This is a genomic window from Sphingomonas sp. R1 (assembly GCF_025960285.1).
In the GTDB taxonomy this organism is placed as follows: domain Bacteria; phylum Pseudomonadota; class Alphaproteobacteria; order Sphingomonadales; family Sphingomonadaceae; genus Sphingomonas.
Genome location: NZ_CP110111.1, coordinates 2,135,297 through 2,158,646, shown reverse-complemented (window position 1 = coordinate 2,158,646; position 23,350 = coordinate 2,135,297). Strand labels below are relative to the sequence as shown.

25 protein-coding genes are annotated in these 23,350 nt (G+C 66.9%); 13 read left to right on the top strand and 12 right to left on the bottom strand.

Translation table 11 applies throughout. From position 1 onward, the window contains the following. The first annotated feature begins 28 nt into the window (after window positions 1-28). A complete protein-coding gene (locus OIM94_RS10490) occupies window positions 29-1,000 on the top strand; it encodes a rhodanese-related sulfurtransferase (RefSeq protein WP_264606680.1) in 972 nt (323 codons plus the stop codon). A 227-nt stretch (window positions 1,001-1,227) separates the two neighbouring features. On the opposite strand, the gene OIM94_RS10485 is transcribed toward OIM94_RS10490, so the two are convergent. The 10 genes from OIM94_RS10485 to coxB form a co-directional block, all read right to left on the bottom strand. Beyond that, the gene (locus OIM94_RS10485) at window positions 1,228-1,542 is read right to left on the bottom strand and encodes a hypothetical protein (RefSeq protein ID WP_264606679.1); all 315 of its coding nucleotides are present in this window, start codon (window positions 1,540-1,542) and stop codon (window positions 1,228-1,230) included. Window positions 1,543-1,656: 114 nt separating this feature from the next. Further along, window positions 1,657-2,289 carry an SURF1 family protein gene (locus tag OIM94_RS10480; protein ID WP_264606678.1) on the bottom strand — a complete coding sequence of 211 codons (633 nt, stop codon included), beginning with the start codon at window positions 2,287-2,289 and terminating at the stop codon, window positions 1,657-1,659. Window position 2,290: 1 nt separating this feature from the next. Beyond that, window positions 2,291-2,692: a DUF983 domain-containing protein gene (locus OIM94_RS10475; RefSeq protein ID WP_264606677.1), complete on the bottom strand. Its 402-nt coding sequence runs from the start codon at window positions 2,690-2,692 to the stop codon at window positions 2,291-2,293. A gap of 1 nt (window position 2,693) precedes the next feature. After that, window positions 2,694-3,578: a cytochrome c oxidase subunit 3 gene (locus tag OIM94_RS10470; RefSeq protein WP_264606676.1), complete on the bottom strand. Its 885-nt coding sequence runs from the start codon at window positions 3,576-3,578 to the stop codon at window positions 2,694-2,696. Between the two features lie 36 nt (window positions 3,579-3,614). Then, the gene (locus tag OIM94_RS10465; RefSeq protein WP_264606675.1) at window positions 3,615-4,154 is read right to left on the bottom strand and encodes a cytochrome c oxidase assembly protein; all 540 of its coding nucleotides are present in this window, start codon (window positions 4,152-4,154) and stop codon (window positions 3,615-3,617) included. Beyond that, window positions 4,151-4,318 (bottom strand): hypothetical protein, encoded by a 168-nt coding sequence (locus tag OIM94_RS10460; RefSeq protein WP_264609966.1) that lies wholly within the window; start codon window positions 4,316-4,318, stop codon window positions 4,151-4,153. Before OIM94_RS10460 ends, OIM94_RS10465 begins: the two co-directional genes overlap by 4 nt. Continuing rightward, window positions 4,315-5,232 carry a heme o synthase gene (locus OIM94_RS10455; RefSeq protein ID WP_264606674.1) on the bottom strand — a complete coding sequence of 306 codons (918 nt, stop codon included), beginning with the start codon at window positions 5,230-5,232 and terminating at the stop codon, window positions 4,315-4,317. The genes OIM94_RS10460 and OIM94_RS10455 overlap by 4 nt, the downstream gene beginning before the upstream one ends. Window positions 5,233-5,276: 44 nt before the next feature. Then, window positions 5,277-5,561, bottom strand: a complete 285-nt coding sequence (locus tag OIM94_RS10450; protein WP_264606673.1) for a hypothetical protein — start codon at window positions 5,559-5,561, stop codon at window positions 5,277-5,279. A gap of 180 nt (window positions 5,562-5,741) precedes the next feature. Continuing rightward, window positions 5,742-7,400, bottom strand: coding sequence for a cytochrome c oxidase subunit I (gene ctaD / locus OIM94_RS10445; protein ID WP_264606672.1), 1,659 nt, complete (start codon window positions 7,398-7,400; stop codon window positions 5,742-5,744). A 3-nt stretch (window positions 7,401-7,403) separates the two neighbouring features. Continuing rightward, the gene (coxB, locus tag OIM94_RS10440; protein WP_264606671.1) at window positions 7,404-8,522 is read right to left on the bottom strand and encodes a cytochrome c oxidase subunit II; all 1,119 of its coding nucleotides are present in this window, start codon (window positions 8,520-8,522) and stop codon (window positions 7,404-7,406) included. 170 nt (window positions 8,523-8,692) lie between these two features. Between coxB and pyrE the strand changes: the two genes are divergently transcribed. From pyrE to OIM94_RS10400, 8 genes are read left to right on the top strand one after another with little or no spacing between them, the layout of a single operon-like run. Further along, window positions 8,693-9,274: an orotate phosphoribosyltransferase gene (gene pyrE, locus OIM94_RS10435; RefSeq protein ID WP_264606670.1), complete on the top strand. Its 582-nt coding sequence runs from the start codon at window positions 8,693-8,695 to the stop codon at window positions 9,272-9,274. Beyond that, a complete protein-coding gene (locus OIM94_RS10430; protein WP_264606669.1) occupies window positions 9,271-10,257 on the top strand; it encodes a serine hydrolase domain-containing protein in 987 nt (328 codons plus the stop codon). The genes pyrE and OIM94_RS10430 overlap by 4 nt, the downstream gene beginning before the upstream one ends. Continuing rightward, window positions 10,254-10,982: a pyridoxine 5'-phosphate synthase gene (locus OIM94_RS10425; RefSeq protein WP_264606668.1), complete on the top strand. Its 729-nt coding sequence runs from the start codon at window positions 10,254-10,256 to the stop codon at window positions 10,980-10,982. The genes OIM94_RS10430 and OIM94_RS10425 overlap by 4 nt, the downstream gene beginning before the upstream one ends. A 4-nt stretch (window positions 10,983-10,986) precedes the next feature. Beyond that, the gene (gene acpS, locus OIM94_RS10420) at window positions 10,987-11,400 is read left to right on the top strand and encodes a holo-ACP synthase (RefSeq protein WP_264606667.1); all 414 of its coding nucleotides are present in this window, start codon (window positions 10,987-10,989) and stop codon (window positions 11,398-11,400) included. Next, on the top strand, window positions 11,400-12,290 hold the full coding sequence (gene lepB, locus OIM94_RS10415; protein WP_264606666.1) for a signal peptidase I: 891 nt from the start codon (window positions 11,400-11,402) through the stop codon (window positions 12,288-12,290). Before acpS ends, lepB begins: the two co-directional genes overlap by 1 nt. Beyond that, complete coding sequence (locus tag OIM94_RS10410) at window positions 12,287-13,384, top strand: AI-2E family transporter (RefSeq protein WP_264606665.1); 1,098 nt, start codon at window positions 12,287-12,289, stop codon at window positions 13,382-13,384. Before lepB ends, OIM94_RS10410 begins: the two co-directional genes overlap by 4 nt. Window positions 13,385-13,388: 4 nt before the next feature. After that, window positions 13,389-14,030: a maleylacetoacetate isomerase gene (gene maiA / locus OIM94_RS10405; RefSeq protein WP_264606664.1), complete on the top strand. Its 642-nt coding sequence runs from the start codon at window positions 13,389-13,391 to the stop codon at window positions 14,028-14,030. Beyond that, on the top strand, window positions 14,023-16,089 hold the full coding sequence (locus OIM94_RS10400) for a TonB-dependent receptor (protein ID WP_413716351.1): 2,067 nt from the start codon (window positions 14,023-14,025) through the stop codon (window positions 16,087-16,089). The genes maiA and OIM94_RS10400 overlap by 8 nt, the downstream gene beginning before the upstream one ends. On the opposite strand, the gene OIM94_RS10395 is transcribed toward OIM94_RS10400, so the two are convergent. Further along, window positions 16,074-17,129 carry a glycosyltransferase gene (locus OIM94_RS10395; protein ID WP_264606662.1) on the bottom strand — a complete coding sequence of 352 codons (1,056 nt, stop codon included), beginning with the start codon at window positions 17,127-17,129 and terminating at the stop codon, window positions 16,074-16,076. The two genes, OIM94_RS10400 and OIM94_RS10395, sit on opposite strands and share 16 nt — an antisense overlap. A 229-nt stretch (window positions 17,130-17,358) precedes the next feature. Here OIM94_RS10395 and OIM94_RS10390 point away from each other — a divergent pair, with 229 nt between their 5' ends. Genes OIM94_RS10390 through OIM94_RS10380 form a run of 3 tightly spaced genes read left to right on the top strand, consistent with a single transcriptional unit; the run spans window position 17,359 to window position 20,008 of the window. After that, complete coding sequence (locus OIM94_RS10390; RefSeq protein WP_264606661.1) at window positions 17,359-18,285, top strand: hypothetical protein; 927 nt, start codon at window positions 17,359-17,361, stop codon at window positions 18,283-18,285. Next, the gene (locus OIM94_RS10385) at window positions 18,282-18,800 is read left to right on the top strand and encodes a DUF2141 domain-containing protein (protein ID WP_264606660.1); all 519 of its coding nucleotides are present in this window, start codon (window positions 18,282-18,284) and stop codon (window positions 18,798-18,800) included. Before OIM94_RS10390 ends, OIM94_RS10385 begins: the two co-directional genes overlap by 4 nt. A gap of 8 nt (window positions 18,801-18,808) precedes the next feature. Then, window positions 18,809-20,008: a glycosyltransferase gene (locus OIM94_RS10380; RefSeq protein WP_264606659.1), complete on the top strand. Its 1,200-nt coding sequence runs from the start codon at window positions 18,809-18,811 to the stop codon at window positions 20,006-20,008. Here the strand turns inward: OIM94_RS10380 and OIM94_RS10375 are convergent. Then, window positions 19,945-21,501: a hypothetical protein gene (locus tag OIM94_RS10375; RefSeq protein WP_264606658.1), complete on the bottom strand. Its 1,557-nt coding sequence runs from the start codon at window positions 21,499-21,501 to the stop codon at window positions 19,945-19,947. The genes OIM94_RS10380 and OIM94_RS10375 overlap by 64 nt on opposite strands. A gap of 214 nt (window positions 21,502-21,715) precedes the next feature. Here OIM94_RS10375 and OIM94_RS10370 point away from each other — a divergent pair, with 214 nt between their 5' ends. After that, window positions 21,716-23,341 carry an alkaline phosphatase D family protein gene (locus OIM94_RS10370; protein ID WP_264606657.1) on the top strand — a complete coding sequence of 542 codons (1,626 nt, stop codon included), beginning with the start codon at window positions 21,716-21,718 and terminating at the stop codon, window positions 23,339-23,341. The last annotated feature ends 9 nt before the right edge of the window (window positions 23,342-23,350 follow it).

Here is a 23,350-nt window from a genome sequence, read left to right as displayed (position 1 = left end):
TCGCCCCGGCTGGGGTACAGCCGCCGAAATGACTCAGGTTGCGGACGATGCCGCGCTGCCGATCCGTGTGGCGGCGCTCTACCAATTTACCCGGTTCGACGATCCGACGGCGCTGCAGGGCCCGCTGGCGACGCTGTGCTGTTCGCAGGGCGTTAAGGGCACGCTGCTGCTGGCGCGAGAGGGGATCAACGGCACAATCGCGGGCAGCGACGAGGCCATCGCCGCGGTGGTCGCGCATGTCCGCGCGCTGCCCGGTTGTGCGGGCGCCGACGTCAAATATTCCCGCGCCGCCGCGCAGCCCTTCTACCGGATGAAGGTGCGCCTCAAGCGCGAGATCGTGACGATGGGCCAGCCGGACATCGATCCGCTGGCCAGCGTCGGCACCTATGTCGCGCCCGAGGACTGGAATGCGCTGATCGCCGATCCGAACACGATCCTGATCGACACGCGCAACGACTATGAGGTCGCCGCCGGCACCTTCCGCGGGGCGATCGACCCGCATACCCAGAGCTTCCGCGATTTCCCCGACTGGTTTCGCGCCCACCGCGAGGAACTGCTGGGGAAGGGCGAGACGCCGCCCAAGGTGGCGATGTTCTGCACCGGCGGCATCCGCTGCGAGAAATCGACCGCGTTCCTCAAGTCCGAGGGGATCGAGGCGGTGTTCCACCTCAAGGGCGGCATCCTCAACTATCTGGAGAAGGTGCCCGAGGCGCAGAGCCTGTGGGACGGCGAATGCTTCGTGTTCGACCAGCGGGTGACGGTGGGCCATGGCCTGGCGCCGGGCAGCTACGAACTCTGCCACGCCTGCCGCCGCCCGGTGAGCGTGGAGGATCGCCGCTCGCCGCGCTACGAGGCGGGGGTGAGCTGCGCGGCATGCTACGACGAGCGCACCGATGCGGATCGCGAGCGGTACCGGGAGCGCCAGCGGCAGGAAAGCTTCGCCGCGACGCGGGGCGAGCCGCATGTGGGGAAGGTGTATCCGGTGGAGGAGGAGGGCTGAAGGTGCAAGCCGCTACGTGCGAGATGGTCGGCGCCTGACGCGCCGTAACTGTACGCAGCAGCGGCTAAGTTGACGGCGAGCCCCTTTCGCATGCTGCCAAGGCGTCACTCGCATACTTGTCTGGAAAGTTGTTGTCAGACGGCTCGGTCCAGGGTCGGAGTGCATCTGCCAAGGCTGGACTCGCGATTAACTCAGCGGCTTCGAACACGGCCATGCTCGCTTGCTCGCTAGACAGTGCTTTCAAAAGCGAATGGGAGGGCGAGAATTGGATCCCGCCGAGCCAACCCCAACAGCGCCTCTGCTCTTACCACATCGCTTTTGTCGCCTAGAGCAGCAAGCAGCGCGTCCCGGACCAAAGGCGTGTCCATTTCCTCTGACGCTAGGATCATCGTAGCCCAATCCCGGTTCGAAAGGTCCTGATCCTGCGCCAACGAGATAAGTCGCCCCAAATTGGCATCCGCAAAGACGGAACCCGACAGCGGCACTTCTTCAGCGATTATCGCCTTTAAGAAGTCGGAAGCAGGTTCGTATCGTTCGAGCATCGAATCAGTGTATCATCAATGGGAATGGTAGCGAACCACGACTTGGGGCTATACGGCCAGCAGGGCCGCCGCCACTGAAGCGCCAGTGGCCGGTCCGTTCCGGAAGTCGGTATCTTATCGCAACCCCGGCTGCGGCGCCCCCCGCGCCCGCAAACGCAGCGCCAGCGCATAGATGATCACCGCCACCCCAGCGAACAGGAACCACTGCACCGCATAGGCGAGGTGGTTGTTGGGCACGCTGGCGATGTCCGGCGGGGTGCTCGGCTCCAGCCCCGGCGCGGCCTGGTCGGAAACCAGCATCAGCGGCTGGGGCGTGCCGTCGAAGATGCTCGCGATCAGCGGGCGATGGTCGGGCGCGCGGGTGAGGATGCCGCTTACCACGCCGCCGGGCCAGTGCGGGCGGAACATCGGATCGCGGGTCACACCCATGTCGACCAGCAGCGTGGCGTTCGCATGGGTGCGGCAGGTGGCGATCTGGCGCCAGCCCTGCAGGCCCTTTACTCCGCGTCCGCCCTGCCGCGCCCAGCCGGCGACCGACTGGCAGGCGGAGCGTGCATGACGGAACAGCAGCGAGGCATCGGCAGCACCGCTCTCGATGGTGATCGTTGGCTGCATCGTGTTGGCCGCGAATACCGCCAGCGCGCCCTGCTTCTGCGTTCGCCGGTCGAGCTGCCAGAAGCCCATCGCGATCATCGCCGCCACTGCCAGGCCGACCAGCAGGGTAGGGAGCAGCGGCATCCGGCGCATGTCAGTCCTCAGCGATCCGGCCCTCATGGGCCCGGTTGCGAAATTCGAGTGCCAGCAACAGTCCCTTCGCGATTCGCAGCGATCCCACCACCATCGCCAGTGTCACCACCGGCCAGAGCAGGAGATGCACCCAGAAGGGCGGGGAGAGACTCAATTCCAGCCATAGTGCGAGGATCGTCACCAGCGTGCCGATGCCGAGGGTGAGGAACACCACCGGCCCGTCACCGACGTTGAAGTCGGAGAATTGCAATCCGCACGCCGGGCAACGATCGGCAAAGGCGAGGAAGGTCCGGAACAGGGTCTTGGCGCCGCAGCGCGGGCAACAGCCATAGAGGCCGGATGCGATCGGGGGCGGCAGCGTGGCACTGCCGCCCCCGGCGGGATCGGGTTTGCGTTCGGTCACGTCAGCCGGCGTGGACCGGCGCGCCCCAACCGCCCCAGACATAGATCGACGCGAACAGGAACAGCCAGACGACGTCGACGAAATGCCAGTACCACGCCGCCGCCTCGAAGCCGAAATGCTGCTTGGGCGTGAAGTCGCCGCGATAGGCGCGCACCAGGTTCACGATCAGGAAGATCGTGCCGACGATGACGTGGAAGCCGTGGAAGCCGGTCGCCATGAAGAAGGCGCCGCCATAGCTGGAGCCATGCTCGCTCGCCGCCTTGAAGGGGAAGGGGGCCTCCATATACTCATAGGCCTGAAAGCAGCTGAAGGTCGCGCCCAGGATCACGGTGAGCCACAGGCCCTTCTTCACGCTGTCATTCTCGCCCACGCCGATCAGGCCCCACAGGCCCTTCAACTCGCCGCCGCGCTCATTGTGGATCAGGCCGTGATGCGCCCAGGTGACGGTGCAGCCCGAGCAAAGCAGGATCAGCGTGTTGAGCAGCGGGAACTGCCAGGCGTCGAGCACTTCCATGCCCTTGGGCGGCCAGGTGCCGCCCACCGCCTCGACCGTGGAGGGGAAGAGCGAAAAGTCGAACCAGGCCCAGAACCAGCCGACGAAGAACATCACCTCGGAAGCGATGAACAGGATCATGCCGTAGCGCAGGTGGAGCTGGACGATCGGCGTGTGATCGCCGGCATGCGCCTCCTGGATCACCTTGCCCCACCAGCCGAACATGGTGAGCAGCACCAGCGCGAAGCCGGTGGTCAGCACCAGCAGGCCGTTGGGCATCTTGTGCATCCACAGCACCGCACCCGAAGCGAGAATGAGCCCGCCCAGCGAGCCGAGTAGCGGCCAGATGCTCGGCGGCAGGATATGGTACTGGTGGTTCTTTGCTCCAGCCATGGGCGTATCCCAATCCTCTCTCTATTTTGCGCGATGCTAGCTTGGTGTCTTCGGCGAATCCACTGGATAAAATGTATAGGACAAGGTGATCTCCTGGACGTCGCGCGCGTCGGGATCGTTCAGAATTTTCGGGTCGACGAAGAAGATCACCGGCATCCGCACGGTCTCGCCGGGCTGCAGCGTCTGCTGGGTAAAGCAGAAGCACTGGATCTTGGTGAAATACTTGCCGGCCTGGGCGGGCGTGACGTTGAACGTCGCCGTGCCGGTGATCGGATGAGTCGACGTGTTGGTGGCCGTGAAGAACGCCATGTCGCGGCCGCCGATGTCGATCGTGTCCTCGCGGCGTTCGGGGGCGAACTTCCAGGGCAGCTTGGGGCTGACATTGCTGTCGAACGCGATCGTGATCTTCTGCCCCGTCGCGCCGGGCGCCCGCAGGCCACGCTGGGTGGTGCCGTTCAGGCCCGTCGCCTCGCAGAACATGCGGTAGAGCGGCACGGCCGCAAAGCCGAGCCCGGTCATGCCGCACACCAGCACGGCACCCATCAGGCCGACGCGCAGGTTGCGACTGATCCTCATCCGTGGCCCAGCTTCATCTTCACGATCGAGATCGCGAACACCAGCACGACGAACCCGCCGAGCAGCCACGCCATTACTCGCGCGCGGGCACGCTGGCGGGCGCGGATCAGTTCCAGCTCCGACACCGGCATCCGCAGTACATCCTCTCCGCGTGAGTCGTTCATCCCACCCACCTGTCGATCACCAGCGCACCGAATAGCACGAACAGGTACAATATCGAGAATTTGAACAGCCGCTTTTCCGGGATCATACGGTCCCCACCCTCGGCATCGGCCTCGGTGCGGCGCGTCGCGACCTGAACGGCCATGGCGAGGAAGATGCCGGACATCACCGCGGCGGTAAGGCCATAGACCATGCCGGTAAGCCCCAGCGGCCAAGGTGCGGCGGCCGCGACGATCATCGGCAGGGTGTAGAGGCCGATCTGGATCCGGGTCGTTCGTTCGCCGGAGACGACCGGCAGCATCGGCACGCCGGCATTGGCGTAATCGGTCTTCACGAACAGCGCGAGCGCCCAGAAGTGCGGCGGCGTCCACAGGAAGATCAGCGCGAACAGGAGGAGCGGCAGCGTCGCGACATCGCCGGTGGCGGCCGCCCAGCCGATCAGCGGCGGAAAGGCGCCGGCGGCGCCGCCGATCACGATGTTCTGCGGCGTTCGGCGCTTGAGCCAGATCGTGTAGACGAACACGTAGAACAGGATGGAGACGGCCAGGATCAGCGTCGCGACCAGGTTGATCGCGAAATACATCAGCACCAGGCTGAACGCTGCCAGCCCCACGCCGAAATGCAGCGCGGACTGGCGGTCCATCCGGCCGGCCGGCAGCGGCCGGCCCTGGGTGCGCTTCATCTTGGCGTCGAGATCGGCCTCATACCATTGGTTGAGCGCGCCGGCGGCACCGGCGCCGAGCGCGATGCACAGAATGGCGGTGAAGCCTAGCACCGGATGAATCGGCACCGGCGCGGCGAGCATGCCGCACAGTCCGGTGAAGACGACCAGCGTCATCACCCGAGGCTTGGTAAGGGCAAGGAAATCGCGCCAATCGGCGGGCAGTGCGGGATTGGCGTTGGTCGCGGACATCATCGTTCCCGATATACGGGGCATGCCGGGCCGGCGAAAGGGCCCAGTCAGCCGAGGCGCTTGGCGTTGGCGCGAACCTTGCGGCGATAATGCTTCAGCGTCTTGCTTGCCTGCGCCTCGGGCGTGCTGCCGAGTCGGCCGGTCGCGGCGGCGACCTGCAGCTCCCATGCTGCCTGCATCTTCTCCGCGACCATCCGCTGCGCCTCGGCGGTGGCGGCGGGGCCGCCCGCGGCGAGCTTGGTGAGGCGAAGACCGATCACGGTGGACGCTTCCATGCCCAGCATCCAGCTATCGAGGCCGATCTTCATCCAGTCGGCATAGGGCGTGCGCATGGGGGTAGTCTCCAGGGGTGACGTCGCAGGTTCGAACGCGCGAGCGGCGCATCCGGGGCCGGAGCTATAGCATGGGCCGGTTACCAACTTCACCCGGAGAGCGGCGGGCGGAGGAAGCCGGAGAAAGAAAAGGCCCCGGCAGTCGCCCGCCGGAGCCTTTCCTGTTCCATCGTGCCCGGATCAGTCGATCTTGGGCAGCGTCTCGAACTGGTGGAAGGGCGGAGGGCTGGACAGCGTCCATTCCAGCGTGGTCGCGCCTTCGCCCCAGGGATTTGCTTCCGCCTTCTTGCCGGCGAAGAGCGAGTAGAGGATGTTCACGAAGAACACCGCCATGCCCGCCGCCATGATCATGTAGCCCACGGTCGCGGTATGGTTCCAGTATTGATACTGGTCCGTATAGTCGGGAATGCGGCGCGGCATGCCCTGCAGGCCCAGGAAGTGCATCGGGAAGAACAGCAGGTTCACGCCGGCAAAGAACACCCAGAAGTGCACCTGGCCGAGGAACTCGTTGTACATCTTGCCCGTCATCTTCGGGAACCAGTAGTAGAAGCCCGCGAACAGGCTGAATACCGCGCCGAGCGACAGCACATAGTGGAAGTGGGCGACGACGTAGTAGGTGTCCTGCATATAGTCGTCGACGCCGCCATTGGCGAGAACGACGCCGGTCACGCCGCCGACGGTGAACATGAAGATGAAGCCGATCGCCCAGACCATCGGGGTCTTGAAGCTGATCGAGCCGCCCCACATCGTCGCGATCCAGGAGAAGATCTTCACGCCGGTCGGCACCGCGATCACCATGGTGGCGGCGGTGAAGTACATCTTCACCTGCACCGAAAGGCCGGTGGTGAACATGTGGTGCGCCCAGACGACGAAGCCAACTAGGCCGATGGCGACCATCGCATAGGCCATGCCGAGATAGCCGAACACCGGCTTGCGGCTGAACGTCGCGATGATGTGGCTGATGATGCCGAAGCCCGGCAGGATCATGATGTACACTTCGGGGTGGCCGAAGAACCAGAACAGGTGCTGGTAGAGCACCGGATCGCCGCCGTACTGCGGATCGTAGAACGCAGTGCCGAAGTTGCGATCGGTGATCAGCATGGTGATCGCCGCGGCGAGCACCGGCAGCGCGAGCAGCAGCAGGAAGGCGGTGACCAGCACCGACCAGGCGAACAGCGGCATCTTGTGCAGCGTCATGCCCGGCGCGCGCATGTTGAAGATCGTCGTGATGAAATTGATCGCGCCGAGGATCGACGCCGCGCCCGCCAGGTGGAGCGAGAAGATCGCGAAATCGACCGACGGCCCCGGCTCGCCATAGGTGGAGAGCGGCGCATAGACCGTCCAGCCGGTGCCTGCCCCCACCCCTACAAAGGGCGAGAGCATCAGCAGGATGAAGCCCGCCACGGTCAGCCAGAACGAGATGTTGTTCATCCGCGGGAAGGCCATGTCCGGCGCACCGATCATGATGGGCACGAACCAGTTGCCGAAGCCGCCGATCATCGCCGGCATGACCATGAAGAACACCATGATCAGTCCGTGGGCGGTGATCAGCACGTTCCAGAAGTGCATCGCCTCGTCGAACGTGCCTTCGCCGTGCAGCTTGGCGACCCACCAGGGGAGATACTGGATGCCCGGTTCCATCAGCTCGGCGCGCATGATGCCCGAGATCGCGCCGCCGATGATCCCGGCGATGATCGCGAAGATCAGGTAGAGCGTGCCGATGTCCTTGTGGTTGGTGGACATGAACCAGCGCGCGAAGAAGCTGGGCTTGTGATCGGCGTCATGCTCGCCATGCGCATGGTCGTGCGCGGCGGAATAGGGGAGCGCGGTATCGGTCATGGCTCAGTTGCCCGTGTTGCCGGCGCCGGCGGGGTTCGCGGTCGCAGGCTTGTTGGACGGTGCCGGGGTGGCGGTGGCATTGACGGTGGGCGCGGCTTCCACCGCGCCGTTGGCGGTGTCGTCGGTTGCGTCGTTGCCCATGGCGGTGGTGCTGGCCGGCTCGGCGGTGGCGCCCGGCATGGTGCCGCCCTTCGAGGCGACCCACTGCGCGAACTTCGCCGGGCTTACTGCTTCCACCGCGATCGGCATATAGGCGTGGCGTGCGCCGCAGAGTTCGGAGCACTGGCCGAAATAGACGCCTTCCTTCTGGATGATGAAGCTCGTCTCGTTCAGGCGGCCCGGGATCGCATCGAGCTTGATCCAGAAAGCGGGCATCGCCCAGCTGTGGATCACGTCGGTCGCGGTGGTGACGAGGCGGATCGGCACGCCCACCGGCAGCACCACGCGCTGGTCGGTCGCGAGCAGGCGGGGGCCATCGGCATCGGTGCGATAGCGCTGGCCCTTACCGACCTGGTCGCCTTCCTTGAGCATGTTGGCGGTCAGCTGGATATTGCCGTTATCCGGGTACTCGTAGGACCAGAACCACTGGTTGCCGATCGCCTTCAGCGTCACCGCGCCCTTGGGCGCCGGCTTGAACTGCGCGGCGAGCAGCTTGATCGAGGGGATCGCGATCGCGACGAGGATCAGGACGGGTGCAAGCGTCCAGACGATCTCGATCGCGGTGTTGTGGCTGGTACGCGACGGCGTGGGGTTGGCCGCGCGACGGTAGCGCAGGATCACCCACACCAAGAGCACCAGCACGAAGATCGAGATGATCGTGATCAACGGAAGCAGGATGGTGTTGTGGAACCAGTGCGCTTCCTGACCCGTCGGCGTTACCTGTTGCTGGAGATAATAGGCCTTGTCCACCGGCTCGCCTACCCCCGGCTGGGCGGTGTGGAGCGGTTTGCCGGCGGCATCGAGAGTCGGGTCGGCAACTTTCGCGGCCGGGGCCGCGGTCGCGGCAGGCGCTGCGGCGGCAGAAGATGCAGGAGCGGCCGGGGCGGCGGGTTGCGCCATTCCCGGGGAAGCGAAGGCCAGCCCAGCGGCCAGCAGGATCGACGGTACCAAGAAACTGCGCATATGGTGTTGTCACCCCTCTCCAGGAACGCACAACCGGGGCATCCTAGCGGCCCTTTGTACCAAAGGTATAGCTGGGAAAAGGCTATGCTCAACCTTTTTCGCGTGCGGTTGCGGTGGCAGCGCCCGCCACTTAAAGGATCGTTCCACCGTTGACTTCAGGAGCCCAGACATTGACCGGAGACGCCATCCTCGACGAATTTCGCGACGCAGGCGCGTTGCTTGAGGGGCATTTTATCCTGTCTTCGGGTTTGCGCTCTCCCGTATTTCTCCAGAAGATGCGGATTTTCGAGGATCCGGTGCGCACCGAGCGGGTGTGCAGCGCGCTGGGCAAGCTGATTCGCGAGACCTTCGGCGAGGTCGACATCGTCGTATCCCCCGCAATCGGCGGGATAATCCCGGGCTATGAGACGGCCCGCGCACTGGGCTGCAAGGCGGTGTTCGTCGAGCGCGAGGACGGCGCGTTCCAGCTGCGCCGCGGCTTCGAGATTCCCGAAGGTGCACGTGTCGTGATGGTCGAGGACATCGTCACCACCGGCCTGTCCTCGCGCGAGTGCATCGCCGCGATCCAGCAGCACCCCGGCACACTGCTGGGCGCGGCCTGCATCGTCGACCGCTCGAACGGCAAGGCGGAGGTCGGCGTGCCGCTGATCGCGCTGACCAAGCTCGACGTGCCCGCCTATCCGGCCGACCAGCTGCCGCCCGAACTGGCGGCGATCCCGGCGATCAAGCCGGGAAGCCGGGCGATCGCATGATCCTCGCGCTGGCCCTCGCCGCAGCCACGCCGCTCGCCGCCAAGGTCGATGCAGTGGCGGCCAAGGCCGGGCTGGCGGGGGTGGTGCTCGTCGCCCGGGGGGGCAAGGTCCTCGTCGAAAAGGGCTATGGCACGGTGCGGCCGGACGGCGGCCCGCGGCACAACCCCAAGGCACAATGGCGACTCGCGTCGATCACCAAGCAGGTCACCGCCGTCGCCGTGATGCGCATGGTGGCGCGCGGCGACCTGGCGCTCGACGGACCAGCGACGGACGTCCCCGCACTTCGGGGCGTCACCGTGCGAATGATGCTCACGCATCACAGCGGCCTCGCCGATCCGGACGACACGCCGGCCGGCGAAGGCGGCATGCCCAGTTTCTATCAGGCCGCCGGGCAGAATATCGGCTATTGCCTGTCCAAGCCGGGCGCACCCAATGCCGAGTTTCGCTACAACAACTGCGATTATCTGCTGCTCGGCGAGCGGCTGGAAGCGGGGGAGGGTGCGGAAGGGGCCCGTGACAACGCGCTTTGGCCCGGCCATTTCGCACGGCCGTGGGAGATGGGCGTCCCTGGGTTCGTCCATGGCAAGCCCGAACCGCGGGTGAACCTTGCGACCTTCGGCACGGCCGGCGGGTTGATCGGTACGCTTCGCGACGTGTTCCGCTTCGATCGCGCGCTGATGACCGGCGCACTGCTGCCGCCGGCTGCGCGCGCCGAGCTGTGGAAGCCCGAAGGCGGGCGCAGCTACCAGGCACTCGGGCAGTGGGTGTTTCCGGGCCAGCTGAAAGGCTGCGCGGCGCCCAAGCGCATCGTCCAGCGCGACGGCGAGATCGGCGGCGTCCAGACCCGCAACTATATCCTCCCCGACGACGATCTGGTCGTCGTGGTCTTCACCAATCGCAGCGCCGAGGATTTCAGCTTCGGCGAAGTGTGGCAGCAATCGGGATTTGCCTATGACCTACTCAGTGCGGCGGCCTGTGGATGAGCGGTAAGCTTCGCCTCGGGGTCAATATCGACCATGTCGCGACCGTGCGGAACGCGCGCGGCAGCGGCTATCCCGATCCCGTGCGCGCGGCGCTGCTCGCGGCCGAAGCCGGGGCGGACGGGATCACCGCCCATCTACGCGAGGACCGGCGGCACATTACCGACGCCGATATCGCGCGCCTCTCGACCGAGCTGACCGTGCCGCTCAATCTTGAGATGGCCGCCACCGAGGAGATGCTCGCGATTGCGCTGAAGCATCGCCCGCACGCCGTGTGCATCGTGCCGGAAAAGCGCGAGGAGCGGACCACCGAGGGCGGGCTCGACGCCGCCGGCATGTTCGATCTGCTGGCGCCGATGGTCGCGAAGCTGCGCGACAATGGCAGCCGCGTGTCGCTGTTCGTCGAGCCGGAGGCTAGGCAGATTGACGCGGCCATCCGGCTGGGCGCACCGGTCGTCGAGCTGCACACCGGGCGGTATGCCGAGCTGTCCGGCGAGGACCTTGCCGCCGAGCTCAAGCGCCTTTCCGACGCGGCGGCACTCGCCGCGCGCAACGGCATCGAGCCGCACGCCGGCCATGGCCTCACCTTCGACAATGTCGTGCCGATTGCTGCGATCCCACAGGTGATGGAACTCAATATCGGCCATTTCCTGATCGGCGAGGCGATCTTCGACGGCCTCGCCCCAGTCATTCGGCGCATGCGCGAGCTGATGGACTCTGCGCGGTGACCGCATGATCCTCGGGCTGGGCTCCGACCTTTGCAATATCGAGCGGATCCGGAAGTCGATCGATCGCTTCGGCCAGCGTTTCGAGCAGCGCGTGTTCACCGAGGTCGAACTCGCCAAGGCGGCCAAACGCCCGCACAATTACGCCCCCACGCTCGCCAAGCGCTTCGCCGCTAAGGAAGCATTTTCCAAGGCGGTAGGAACCGGGTTCAGCCGAGGCGTGTTCATGAAGGACATCGGCGTGGTCAACGCGCCCTCGGGCGCGCCGACGCTGGCGTTGACCGGGGGTGCCAAGGCAAGGCTTGACGCCATGACGCCGCCGGGACACGTGGCCAACGTGCACCTCACCCTCACCGACGACGACCCCTGGGCGTTCGCGATGGTGATGATCGAGGCGCTGCCGGTGGAGAAGGACGCGTAATGGGGTTGGACGATCTGGCGTTGAGCAGCAAGCAGAGCGAGCGACGCCAGAGTGCGATCCGGCAGGGCACCGACTGGTGGGCCGAGGTGCGGGGGATCCTGTGGCTGGTGCTGGGCGTGCTCGCCTTCCACAGCCTGATCGCCAAGCCCTTCTACATCCCCTCGGAATCGATGCTGCCGACGCTCCGCGTGGGCGACCAGCTGATCGTCAGCAAATATCCCTACGGCTATTCCTTCGTCACGCCGACCTTCCACCTGCTTCCGCCGATCCCCGGCCGCATCCTCGGCCAGCTACCGGCGCGCGGTGACATCGTCATCGTGACCCCGCCCGGACACAGCACCGACTATATCAAGCGCGTGATCGGGCTGCCGGGCGACACGCTGGCGGTGCGCGATGGCGTCGTATGGCTCAACGGCAAGGCGGTATCGCGCGAGCCGCTCGGCGAGCGGCTGGTGCCGATCGACGGGAATACCCGCTGCGATCCGGATCCGGAGCGGGGCGGGTCGATCTTCTATGACGGGCGCCGCGTCGTGCATCAGGGCACGGCCTATTGCAGCCTGACGCTGTTCCGCGAGACGCTGCCGAACGGCGCCAGCTACGAGGTAGCGGATCTGGGCGATTCGGCCGGGGACAATTTCCCCCCCGTGGTGATTCCCCAGAATCACGTGTTCCTGATGGGCGACAATCGCGACAACAGTGCCGACAGCCGTTTCAGCTTGGAACAGAACGGCTTGGGCGGTCCCGTGCCGTGGGAAAACATCGGCGGTCGCGCGGAGTTCATCACTTTTTCGCGCGATGGCTCATCCACCTGGAACCCGCTGACCTGGTTCACGGGTTTCCGCGGCGACCGGTTCGGCATTTCGCTGCACCCAGCCCATGAGGAAAAATGAGCAACGATCCGCTGGAATCCGCGCACGTGCGCGTCGTGCGCGAGCCCGGCCCGAACGAATTTCGCGATCCCGCCACCCGCGCTGAATTCAAGAAAGCCGCCGTATGGCTGGGGATGGCGGTCGCCATTGCGCTGGTCGTGCTGTTGATCCAGCCGCTGCTGATCATCTTTGGCGGCCTCGTATTCGCCTCGATGCTGGACGGCGGCGCGCGCCTGCTGGGTAAGGTGCTGCCGATTCCGCGCGGTTTGCGGATCGCGTTGGTGCTGATCCTGGTTTTCACCTTTTTCGGGCTCGTCTTCTACCGCACCGGCATGCAGATCGCCGACCAGGCGGAACAGCTGCGAACGACACTCGAGACGCAGGCCAACCGGGTCGCGCGCTGGGCGTCCGACATGGGGCTCATGCCGGGGCGGTCCGACATCAACGGCATGCTGCGCGAGGCGCTGGGTTCGGTGGGCAAGCTCACCACCGCCGTCGGGACGGCGATCGGCGCGGTTACCAGCATGATCATGATCCTGATCCTCGGCCTGTTCGTCGCGCTGGAGCCGCGCATCTACGAGCGCGGGCTGCAATGGATGGTGCCGCTCGATCAGCGCCACGCCTTCGCGCATATGCTGGGCGGCATGGCGACGACCATGCGGCGGCTGCTCGCCGGGCGCCTGCTGGGCATGGCGTTCGAAGGCGTGCTGACGTGGATCCTGCTGAGTGTCGCCGGTGTGCCGATGGCACTGCTGCTCGGCATCATCACCGGCGTACTGGCGTTCATCCCGAATGTGGGCGCGATCATCTCTGGCGTGCTGATGGCGGCGGTCGGGTTCAGCGCGGGGCAGGAAACCGGCATCTGGGCGGTGGTCATCTATTTCGCCGTGCAGAATTTCGACGGCTATGTGGTCATTCCGATGGTCGCCAAGCGCACGGTGGATCTGCCGCCGGCGCTGACCCTCTCGTCGCAGGTGCTCGCCGGCTCGCTGTTCGGCGTGCTGGGCCTTGCGCTTGCCGATCCGATGGTGGCGATGATCAAGGTGGCGCTGGAGAGCAATGCACGGCTGAACGGCAAGAAGCCCAAAGGCGACGACGACAGCGACAAGGACTGAGCCGATGCTCGTGCTGCACGATTATTTCCGCTCCTCGGCGGGGTATCGGGTGCGGATAGCACTCAACCTCAAGGGCGTGGCCTATGTGCGGCAGGAAGTGCCCCTGCTCGAGAACGCCCAGCGCGGACCCGCCCATCTCCTGCGCAATCCGCAGGGGCTGGTGCCCGCGCTGGAGGCGGAGGGCCATGTGTTCACCCAGAGCCTCGCGATCCTCGACTGGCTCGACGCGCGCTATCCCGATCCGCGGCTGATCCCCGCCGAGCCGATCGCGCGCGCGGATGCACTCGCACGGGCGATGGTGATCGGCATGGACGTCCATCCGATCAACAATCTGCGCGTAATGCGATATCTGGAACAGCAGCTGGAGGCGGCGGCAGACGCGCGCTCCGCCTGGACGGCGCACTGGATGGCCGAGGGATTTTCCGCGTTGGAGGCGCTCGCGCGCAACCTGCGGCACGACGGGCCGTTCCTCGGCGGTGCCGCACCCGACATTTCCGACTGCTTCCTGGTCCCGCAATTGTTCAACGCCCGGCGCTTCGCCGTGCCGCTGGACGCCTACCCCCTGCTGTTGCGCGCCGAAGCGGCAGCGCTCGCGCTTCCCCCCGTCGCTGCCGCGCATCCGGATCGAGTCGCGCCGGGTGCTTGAGCGACTGGGTTGCGCCGTCGCGGCGCTGTGCGTGGCTGCGCCTGCATGGGCGCAGGACAGCCAGCCGGCGGAGATCGTTGTCACCGGTCGCGGGCTGGACCTCCCGCCGGGCGACGCCGCCTATGACGTGGTGACGATCGATCGGGCACGCCTCGCCGATACCGCGAGCAACCGCATCGAGGATGTGCTGGCCGATGTCGCCGGGCTGGCGCAATTCCGCCGGTCGACTTCCAGTTCGGCACATCCGACCAGCCAGGGCATTACGCTCCGCGGGCTGGGCGGCAATGCCTCGAGCCGCGCGCTGTTGCTGCTGGACGGCGTGCCGCAGACGGATCCGTTCGGTGGCTGGGTGCCGTTCCCGGCCTATATGCCCGGGCGGCTCGCCAACGTCCGGGTGACGCGCGGCGGCGGCAGCGGCTTTGCGGGGCCAGGCGCGCTGGCGGGCACCGTGGAGCTGGAAAGCGGTAGCCCCGCGGAACTCGGCACGCTGAACCTCGGTGTCTTCTACGGCAGCCGCGACAGCATCGATGCGAGCGGCGTGGCCGCCATGCCGGTGAGCCGGGGCTTCCTGACGGTCGCCGGGCAATATGGCCGCAGCGACGGGTTCGTGCCGATCGTGCGTCCTGGCCGCGTCGATCGCGCGGCGCCCTATGAACAGGCCAGCCTTGCGGTGCGCGGGGTGACCGATCTGGGCGGCGGCACCGAGCTTCAGACCAATCTATCCGGCTTCACCGACCAGCGAACCCGCGGCACCGCCTTTACCGATGTGCTCAGCAAGGGCGCAGATGCCAGCGTGCGGCTGGTCCGACGCGGCAACGGGCAGAAGGGCGAGTGGGGCTGGTCGGCGCTCGCCTATCTGCAGGTGCGCCAGTTCGATAGCGGCTTCGCCAGCATCTCGGCCGCGCGGGATACGGTGAGTCCCGTCGTGCAGCAGCATGTGCCCGCCACCGGCATCGGCGGCCGGATCGAGGTCGCCCCGCCGGTGGGCGGCGGGGTCACGCTGCGGCTGGGCGGCGACCTCCGCCGCGTCTCGGGGGAGACCCGTGAGCTCTACACCTTTGTCGGCACCAGCCCCACGCGGCGCCGTATCGCCGGCGGGGCTAGCCTAACCACCGGCGGCTTCGCGAATGCGAGCTATAGCGGCGGCGGCTGGACACTCGATGCCGGTGGTCGGCTCGACCATTGGACGATCTATCAGGGCAGCCTCTTCGAAGCGCCGCTGGCCGCGGGCCCCGTGCTCACCGACGCACGCTTCGCCAACCGCCATGGCTGGGAGCCGACCGGTCGGTTGGGCGCGGCCTATGCTATGGGAGCCGTGACCCTGCGCGCGGCGGGGTACCGCGGCTGGCGACTGCCCACGCTCAACGAACTCTACCGCCCGTTCCGCGCCGGTGCCGATGCGACCGCGGCGAACGCCGCGCTCGATCCCGAGCGGCTGTGGGGCGGGGAACTCGGCGTCGACCTTCGGCCGCTGCCGGCGCTGGTGATCCGCGCGACAGGCTATTGGAACCGGCTCGACGGCGCGATCGCCAATGTCACATTGGCGCGCGGCCCGGGGACGTTCCCCGGCGTTGGCTTCGTGTCGGCGGCCGGCGCCTATCGCCAGCGGCAAAATCTCGACGCGGTGGAAGCCAAGGGTATCGAGCTGGACGGCCAGTGGACGATGGGGGTGTGGAGCCTCGCCGGCTCCTGGGCCTATGCCGACGCGCGCGTGCAGAGTTCGGGTGCCGCCGCGGCCCTGAACGGTCTGCGTCCTGCGCAGACGCCGCGCTTCCAGGGATCGGCGACGCTTGCCTGGCGGGCGGCGCTGGCCAACGCCTCGGTTACGGCGCGCTATGCCGGTGCGCGATTCGAGGATGACCAGAACAGCGCAAATCTCGACCCCGCCTGGACGGTGGATGCGACGCTGGGCGTGCCGCTGACCCGGGCGCTGCGGGCCGAGGCGCGGGCGGAAAACCTGTTCGATGCCGAGGTGCAGGCGGGGATTAGCGGGGGGAATGTGATCGAACGCGCGACGCCGCGCACATTGTGGATCGGCCTGCGCTACGCGATGCGCTGACGGGCGAGCCGGCTGAACAGCGCGAGATAGTCCCCGACCGGGTCGCCATGATCTTCTCGCGGCGCGGGGCGGGTCCGGCCGGGCTCCAGCCAGTGGTCAAGCGCGGCCACCAGCCCCTCGCCGTCCTCGCGCGCTACCACGGTACCGAGCATCGGCGAGTCGATCAGCTCGCGTACCGCGACGCTCGCCTCTGTGGCGACAACGGGCGTGCCCTGCGACAGCGCTTCGCGGATCACGCCGGGCACGCCTTCGAAGTCCGACGTCAGCGCGGCCACCGTCGCATGCTTCAGTGCGGGCAGGGGATCGCTGGCATGGCCGGGCATCGTCACCCGGTCGCCAAGACCCAGGCGCGCGACCTGCGCCTCGAGACCGGCACGGGCGCTGCCTTCGCCGAGCAGCAGCAGGTGAATGTCGGGATCGGCGAGGCGGGGAAGCGCCGCGATCAGCCGGTCCCAGCGCTTCTGCGGCTCCAGCCGGCCGACGCCGACAATGTAACGGCCCTTTGGCAGTGCCAGGGGCGTTGCGTCCGCGATGCGCTCGGCGGGCGGATTGGCGATCACGCTCACTCGATCGGGCGGCATCTGCATCTCGTCAATCGCCTCGCGCGCCATCGCCGGCGTCATCGCCACGATATGGTCGAGAAAGGCGGGGTGCCAGCGTAGCCAGCGCCGATAGCCCCAGGCCACGAACCGCCACATCTCGGGGCGCACCAGCGCATTGGACACCTTGGCGATGATCGGCGGGGTGCGTCGGCCGAGCTGCATGCGGATAATCGCCGCGGCGGCGGTGTAATAGTTGCCGGGGCAGAACAGCACGTCCGGATCGAGCCTGCGCACCACCCCGGGCAGTCGCATCAGAATCGGGTAGTGCGGGCTGCCCAGTTCGATCACCTCGATGCCCGGGGGCAGTTCGGCGGCCAATGGTCCCTCGCAGGCGCCCAGCACCAGCGTCACCCGGTGGCCCCTGGCCAGCCATCCACCCGACATCCGCAGCAAGGCGCGCTCGACGCCGCCGCCCTGCAGCGTCTCTGCGAAAGCCATGACATGCAGCGGCACGGAAGGGGGGGAGCGGTACAGCATCTACTTGCAGATTGCCTTTCTAAAGCCCAAATCGCTGCCGGAATAAACCGCAATGTGTTGGGAAACGTCCCAACATCGCGCGACGCGCCGGATTTCCGGAGAGACGCCGAAACGCGGGTTAAGTGAAAATGTTTCGGTCGTGTCGGTGGCGCTTTTGAATGGTACGAACAGGCAGGCCCGGGAGGCTTCGGTGAACACGCGCGTGGTCGAAGCCGCGATTCCGGCTGCACCGGATTTGGCGGGCCTGGAGCCCGTGGAGAAGATCAAGCGCCGCTGGCCGATGTGGCTGGGGGCGGGTCTGACGCTGCTGATGGTGGCGGGGCTGGCCCGCGAGCTGTTCGGCGGCGGCCTGACCGGTCTGGCGCGGGCGCTGCCCACCAACCCGCTCTTCTACCTTGTCTTCGTGCTCTATTATCTGGGCTCGCCGACGTTCGATTACGTCATTTTCCGCAAGCTGTGGCGGATCCCGATCGACGGGATGATCGCCCTCCACAAGAAGCGCATCGCGAACGAAGTGCTGCTCGGCTATTCGGGCGAGGCCTATTTCTACGCCTGGGCGCGGCAGCGTACCCAGATGGTCGCCGCACCCTTCGGTGCGGTGAAGGACGTGACGATCCTGTCCGCCATCGCCGGCAACGCGATGACCCTGGCGGTGGTGGCGATGGCGCTGCCCTTCGGCATCGACCTGCTGAAACCGGCCGAGTTCAACACGCTGATGGGCTCGATCGCGGTGATCTTCGCGATGTCGCTGCCGTTCCTGATCTTCTCCAAGCGGGTATTCTCGCTGCCGCGCGGGCAGCTCTGGTGGGTGTTCGGCATTCACTGCATTCGCATCGTTTCCAGCTCGGTGCTGATTGCCTTCGCCTGGCATTTCGCGATGCCGCAGGTCTCGATCGGCATCTGGCTGCTGCTGTCGGCAGGCCGGCTGCTTGCTTGGCGCCTGCCGCTGGTTCCCAACAAGGAACTGCTGTTCGCCAGCTTCGCTATCATGGTGATCGGCCAGGGCGAGGCGTTGTCGGAACTGATGGCACTCATCGCCGGGCTGTCGCTGGTCGCGCACCTGATCCTGATCGCAGGCTTCGGTCTGCACGCATTGCTCACGAGGAAAGACGCATGAAGCGCATCGCCCTTCTGACCGCGACGCTGCTCGCCGCGCTGGCTGGTACCGGCGCGTCGGCCCAGGTGCTGGGCGAGGATGCCGGCGCCTGCACCAGCGGTCGCGGTCCGGCGATCCAGGCCGAGATTTCGGGTCTCAAGGACCGTAGCGGCCGTCTGAAGCTGGAACTCTATCCCGCGACGGAGGAGGATTTCCTCAAGGACGATCGCGATCTGGTTAAGGAGGGCAAGACCTTCCGCCGCATCTGGGCGAACACCCCGCCTTCGGGCGCGGTGGTGATCTGCATTCGCGTGCCGGCCCCCGGCGACTATGCAGTGCTGTTCACCCATGATCGCGACGGCAAGAACAAGTTCGACTTCTGGAGCGACGGCGCCGGCTTCCCCTCGAACCAGCGGCTGGGCCGCAGCCGGCCCAAATTGCGCCAGGCAATGGTGCATGTCGGGAACGGAGTGACTACCGTGAACATTCGGGCGCAGTATCTGCGCGGCCTGGGCGGGTTCGCGCCGCTCAACTGAGGGGGCCCATGCGCATCGTCGACGTCAACGAGTTCTACTCGCCTACCGGCGGCGGCGTGCGCACCTATCTCGATCGCAAGATGGGGCTAATGGCCGACCTGGGGCACGAGCTGATCGTCGTCGCGCCGGGTGCGGAAACCAGTGTCGAGGAGCGGCCCGGTGGCGGCGCGATCCACTGGATCAAGGCGCCGCCGCTGCTGCTCGATCGCAACTACCGCATCTTCGTCAAGGACGAGCCGGTCTGGGCGGCTCTCGACCGGCTGCAGCCGGATATCGTCGAGAACAGCTCGCCCTGGCTGCCCGCCTGGACCGTGGGGCGGTGGCAGGGCGACGCGGTGAAGGTCTATTTCGCGCATGGCGACCTGGTCGGCACCTATCCGCAGCGCTGGCTGGACGGCGTGGCGACGCCGCTGCAGGTGGAGCAGGCGTTCGGCTGGTATACCCGCTACATGGCCCGCTTCCTCGAACACTATGACGCGTTCGTCACCAATGGCCCGGCGCTGGCCAAGCGGTTCGAGCGCCGCGGGCTGCGTGTTGACGCATCGGTGCCGCTGGGGATCGACCGCGGCTGGTTCTCGCCCGATCTGCGCGACGAAAAGCTTCGCGTGTCACTGCTCGCCCAGCTCGGGCTGCCGCCGGAGGGGCATCTGCTGCTCGGGCTGGGTCGCCAGCACAAGGAAAAGCGCTGGCCACTGGTGATCGAAGCGGTCGAAGCCGCGGCGAACGACCTGCCGGTGGGGCTGATGCTGCTCGGCGACGGGCCGCAGCGTAGCCAGCTGGAGACGCTGATCGCGGACAGCCCGCACATCCGGATCTTTCGTCCGGTCTATGACCGGATGCGGCTGTCGCGGCTCATCGCCAGCTGCGATGCACTGATCCATGGGTCGGATGCCGAACCGTTCGGGCTGGTCGCCTGGGAGGCGCTCGCCTCCGGGCTGCCGCTGATCGGGCCGGACGAGGGAGGGTTTGCCGAAATCGCCGATCCGCTGTTCGCCGAAACCTACGCGGCGCGCGATACCTTGTCTGCCGCGGAGGCGATCCGGCGACTGTTCGCGCGGGACCAGTCCCTGCTGCGGAGCGCGGCGCGCGTCGCTGCGGGCAAGGTGCGCAGCGACGCCGATCACGCCGCCGCGCTGATGGACTATTATGCCGGGCTGCTCGCCGAGCGTCGCGGCGGCGCGACTGCAGCTGCATTCGGCGCCGCATAGACGGTGATCGGTATGCGGCCGAGCATATAGGTGCCGCGCACCGCATAGCCCATGCGGTGCAGATAGCGCATCACCCGCGCCCGAACGGCAAGCCGCTCGCCGCGGAACGGCGTCCGCATCACGACGATTTCGGGCTTGCGATCGAAGATGCGATCCACCTCGGCGATCTGGTCGACGCCGAGGGCACCGTTCTCCCGCTCGCGCGAGAGGTGGCTGGGGAACAGCCAGGGGCTCAACGCGCAGCGGCCGGTGGCGCCGTAGAGCATCGAGTCGCCCGAATGGACATAGAGGCAGCCGCGGCCATGACCGATCGCCTCGGCAATCGTCTCCAGCTGGGCTGCATTGCCGCGCTTTGACTGGGCGATGAGGACGGACGCCGTGCCCGCGATCAGCGCCACCCCAAGCAGCGCAGGCGCGACGATGCGACGGCCGGTCCGGTCCAGCGCGAAATAGGCCGCGCAGCACAGGCTGGCAGGCACCATAACCGGCAGCGCGTAATGCGGGAACCACGAGCCGAAGATGATCAGCCCGACCATCGCCGACACCAGCCAGCCGAACAGCAGCCCGGCAGCGGCCCCGCGCGCGCCATGGTGCACGAGCCGGCGCCAGCCCAGGGCGCTCAGCACGAGCAGTGGCGCCAGTGGCACCATCACTTCGAAAAAGGCGCCGACCAGATCAAGGAAGGGGTCGCTCTTGCGATCGAGGATGGAACCGAAATTGGCGTAGAACCAGGCGTCGAACCTGCCGAGCCGGGCATAGACGATGCCCGCCAGCAGGGTCGGCACCATCGCCATCGCGGCATAGGCGGCGGCGCGGCGAAGCACGCGCATCAAACTCGCGCCCAGCACCAGCTCGCGGCGCAGCAGCCACAGGCCGAGGAACAGGCCCTCGAACAGCACGGTGTACTTCACCTGCAGCGCCGCGCCGATCAGCAGCATCGCCAGCAGGTTGCGGTTCACCCGGGCGGGGTCGTCCACGGCGTCGCGGGAGCGGGGCAGCAGCAGCGCGATCGCGCCGATGGTGAGCAGGTTGTAGAAGACCGGCGCCTGCCCGCCTTGACCGTCGGCCACGTTGAGCATCAGGATGTAGAGCAGGGCCGACGGCATCGCCCCCGCCGCCCAGCCGGCGCGATCCGCGATCCGCGCGATCAGCAGCGCGGTGCACGTCACGCAGGCGAGCGCCATCCACTGATAGGCAAGGATTCCCCAGGGCAGGCCCAGCGCCGCAGCGGGCGCATAGAGCAGGAACAGCCCAATGGGTTTGCGATCCCACACATCGACAAAGGGAAGCGCGCCGTGGAGCAGGCGCTGGGCGGTGACCCAGTAGAACTGCTCGTCGACGGCGATGACCGGATCGCCGAAGGTGACCGCGCGCACGGTCATGGCCGTCGCCAGCAGGATCACCCAGCGTGGAATGGCGGCCACGGCGGCAGCAGCGGCGCCAAACCGGGCTTTCGGCTCGGCGACGCCGAGCGTTGCGATACGAGTCGCCATCAGCCGACGGTGCCGGCCCTAGAACGGAAAAACCTCACGTGCGTCTTCGTCTCCGTGCTGCCGGCGGTGTTTCCCGTCCGGCAGGTTGCGCCCCCGATTATCCACGCCCCGAAAACTGATTCGCCCCTTTGCCTAGCCGAGCTTGGCGCGGCTGTCACGAACACGACACCAATGGCGGCCACCTAGCGACCGACCGAAAAAGGGACGCGACCAGATGACTCTTCGACTCGACCGCCGCTCGCTGCTGCTCACCGGAACACTGGGAATCGGCGCGCTGTCGTTCCCCGGCGTGGCGCTAGCCCAGGTGACCGCACGCGGCTTCACCCATTCGGTGGCAAGCGGCGAGCCCGGGCCCGACACGATGCTGCTGTGGACGCGCTATGTGCCCGCCGATCGCGGCGCGGTGAAGCTGCGCGCGCAGATCGCCACCAGCGCCGACTTCGCCCATATCGTCGCCGAAGGCGAGCAGATCACCGGCCCGTGGCGCGACCACACCGCGAAGGTGACCCTCGCCGGGCTGGCACCCGACACGCGCTATTACTACCGCTTCGTGGCGCCTGACGGCAGCTTTTCGCCTGTGGGGCGCACGAAGACGCTGCCGCAGGGCGATGCGCGCCGCTTCGGCATCGCGATCTTCTCCTGCTCCAACCTGCCGTTCGGTTATTTCAATGCCTATGGTCACGCCGCCGCGCGCGAGGATATCGACCTCTGGGTGCACCTCGGCGACTATCTCTACGAGTACAAGCAGGGCGGCTATGCGCCGGCGGGCGGTGCGATTGGCGGCCGCTGGCCCGAGCCGGCGGGCGAGATGATCCACCTTGCCGATTACCGCCTGCGCTATGCGAGCTACCGTGCCGATCCGGACCTCCAGGCGCTGCATGCGGCCAAGCCCATGCTCGTCCAGTGGGACGATCACGAGAGCGCCAATGACAGCTGGGAAGGCGGCGCCGAAAATCATGAGCCGGACACGGAAGGCGATTGGAGCGCCCGCAAGGCCGCGGCGATGCAGGTGTTTCGCGAATGGATGCCGGTTTCGGAGACGCCCTGGGGCAGCTACGAGATCGGCACGCTGGCGACCTTCTTCCGCACCGAAAGCCGCCTGCTCGCCCGCAGCCGGCAGCCGGACGTTGCGCCGCTGTTCAAGGACGCCGATCCGGTGAAGGCGCTCACCGCCTTCCGCGACGGCCCGTGGCACGATCCCGCGGTGACGATGCTCGGCAGCGAGCAGGAGGTGTGGCTCGATCATGCGATGCGCCGTTCGGTGAAAGCGGGGCAGCGCTGGCAGGTCGTCGGCTTCGGCACGATCCTCGGCAACCTCACCACGCCGGCGGATGCGATGACGTGGCTGGCGCCCGATGCCGATCCGCGCGCCAAGGCCTATGTGCAGGCGGGCGTGCTGGCGGGCAGGCTGGGGCTGCCGCTCGGCTATGACAGCTGGGGCGGTTATCCGGCAGCGCGGGCGCGGTTCCTGAAATCGTCGCAGGGCATGGGCGCGAACCTGCTGGTGGTGTGCGGCGACAGCCACAATGCCTGGGCGTTCGATCTCGCGCAGGACGGCAAGGCGGCGGGCGTGGAGTTCGCCGGCCACGCGGTGACCTCGCCGGGCTTCGAAAGCGCGCTCAAGACCGATCCCAAGGTCGTCGCGGCGGGCCTGGTGAAGGCGAACCCGGAGCTGAAATGGTGCGACACCAGCCGTCGCGGGTACATGGCGCTGACCCTGACCCCCGATCGGGCGCGCAACGACTGGGTTTTCGTGGAAACGGTAACCGAGCGCAGTCTCAAGGCGAGCGTGGGGCATAGCGCCACGGTGCAGCGCGGTCGGAACGTGATGGCGGTATAAGAAGAGCGA

What these genes read in the sequence shown, in the direction of transcription:
- OIM94_RS10490 (WP_264606680.1), top strand. Translation starts at nt 29, where the DNA reads ATGACTCAGGTTGCGGACGATGCCGCGCTGCCGATCCGTGTGGCGGCG.
- OIM94_RS10485 (WP_264606679.1), bottom strand. Translation starts at nt 1,542, where the DNA reads ATGCTCGAACGATACGAACCTGCTTCCGACTTCTTAAAGGCGATAATC.
- OIM94_RS10480 (WP_264606678.1), bottom strand. Translation starts at nt 2,289, where the DNA reads ATGCGCCGGATGCCGCTGCTCCCTACCCTGCTGGTCGGCCTGGCAGTG.
- OIM94_RS10470 (WP_264606676.1), bottom strand. Translation starts at nt 3,578, where the DNA reads ATGGCTGGAGCAAAGAACCACCAGTACCATATCCTGCCGCCGAGCATC.
- OIM94_RS10465 (WP_264606675.1), bottom strand. Translation starts at nt 4,154, where the DNA reads ATGAGGATCAGTCGCAACCTGCGCGTCGGCCTGATGGGTGCCGTGCTG.
- OIM94_RS10460 (WP_264609966.1), bottom strand. Translation starts at nt 4,318, where the DNA reads ATGAACGACTCACGCGGAGAGGATGTACTGCGGATGCCGGTGTCGGAG.
- OIM94_RS10455 (WP_264606674.1), bottom strand. Translation starts at nt 5,232, where the DNA reads ATGATGTCCGCGACCAACGCCAATCCCGCACTGCCCGCCGATTGGCGC.
- OIM94_RS10450 (WP_264606673.1), bottom strand. Translation starts at nt 5,561, where the DNA reads ATGCGCACGCCCTATGCCGACTGGATGAAGATCGGCCTCGATAGCTGG.
- ctaD (WP_264606672.1), bottom strand. Translation starts at nt 7,400, where the DNA reads ATGACCGATACCGCGCTCCCCTATTCCGCCGCGCACGACCATGCGCAT.
- coxB (WP_264606671.1), bottom strand. Translation starts at nt 8,522, where the DNA reads ATGCGCAGTTTCTTGGTACCGTCGATCCTGCTGGCCGCTGGGCTGGCC.
- OIM94_RS10430 (WP_264606669.1), top strand. Translation starts at nt 9,271, where the DNA reads ATGATCCTCGCGCTGGCCCTCGCCGCAGCCACGCCGCTCGCCGCCAAG.
- OIM94_RS10425 (WP_264606668.1), top strand. Translation starts at nt 10,254, where the DNA reads ATGAGCGGTAAGCTTCGCCTCGGGGTCAATATCGACCATGTCGCGACC.
- acpS (WP_264606667.1), top strand. Translation starts at nt 10,987, where the DNA reads ATGATCCTCGGGCTGGGCTCCGACCTTTGCAATATCGAGCGGATCCGG.
- lepB (WP_264606666.1), top strand. Translation starts at nt 11,400, where the DNA reads ATGGGGTTGGACGATCTGGCGTTGAGCAGCAAGCAGAGCGAGCGACGC.
- OIM94_RS10410 (WP_264606665.1), top strand. Translation starts at nt 12,287, where the DNA reads ATGAGCAACGATCCGCTGGAATCCGCGCACGTGCGCGTCGTGCGCGAG.
- maiA (WP_264606664.1), top strand. Translation starts at nt 13,389, where the DNA reads ATGCTCGTGCTGCACGATTATTTCCGCTCCTCGGCGGGGTATCGGGTG.
- OIM94_RS10395 (WP_264606662.1), bottom strand. Translation starts at nt 17,129, where the DNA reads ATGGCTTTCGCAGAGACGCTGCAGGGCGGCGGCGTCGAGCGCGCCTTG.
- OIM94_RS10385 (WP_264606660.1), top strand. Translation starts at nt 18,282, where the DNA reads ATGAAGCGCATCGCCCTTCTGACCGCGACGCTGCTCGCCGCGCTGGCT.
- OIM94_RS10380 (WP_264606659.1), top strand. Translation starts at nt 18,809, where the DNA reads ATGCGCATCGTCGACGTCAACGAGTTCTACTCGCCTACCGGCGGCGGC.
- OIM94_RS10375 (WP_264606658.1), bottom strand. Translation starts at nt 21,501, where the DNA reads ATGGCGACTCGTATCGCAACGCTCGGCGTCGCCGAGCCGAAAGCCCGG.
- OIM94_RS10370 (WP_264606657.1), top strand. Translation starts at nt 21,716, where the DNA reads ATGACTCTTCGACTCGACCGCCGCTCGCTGCTGCTCACCGGAACACTG.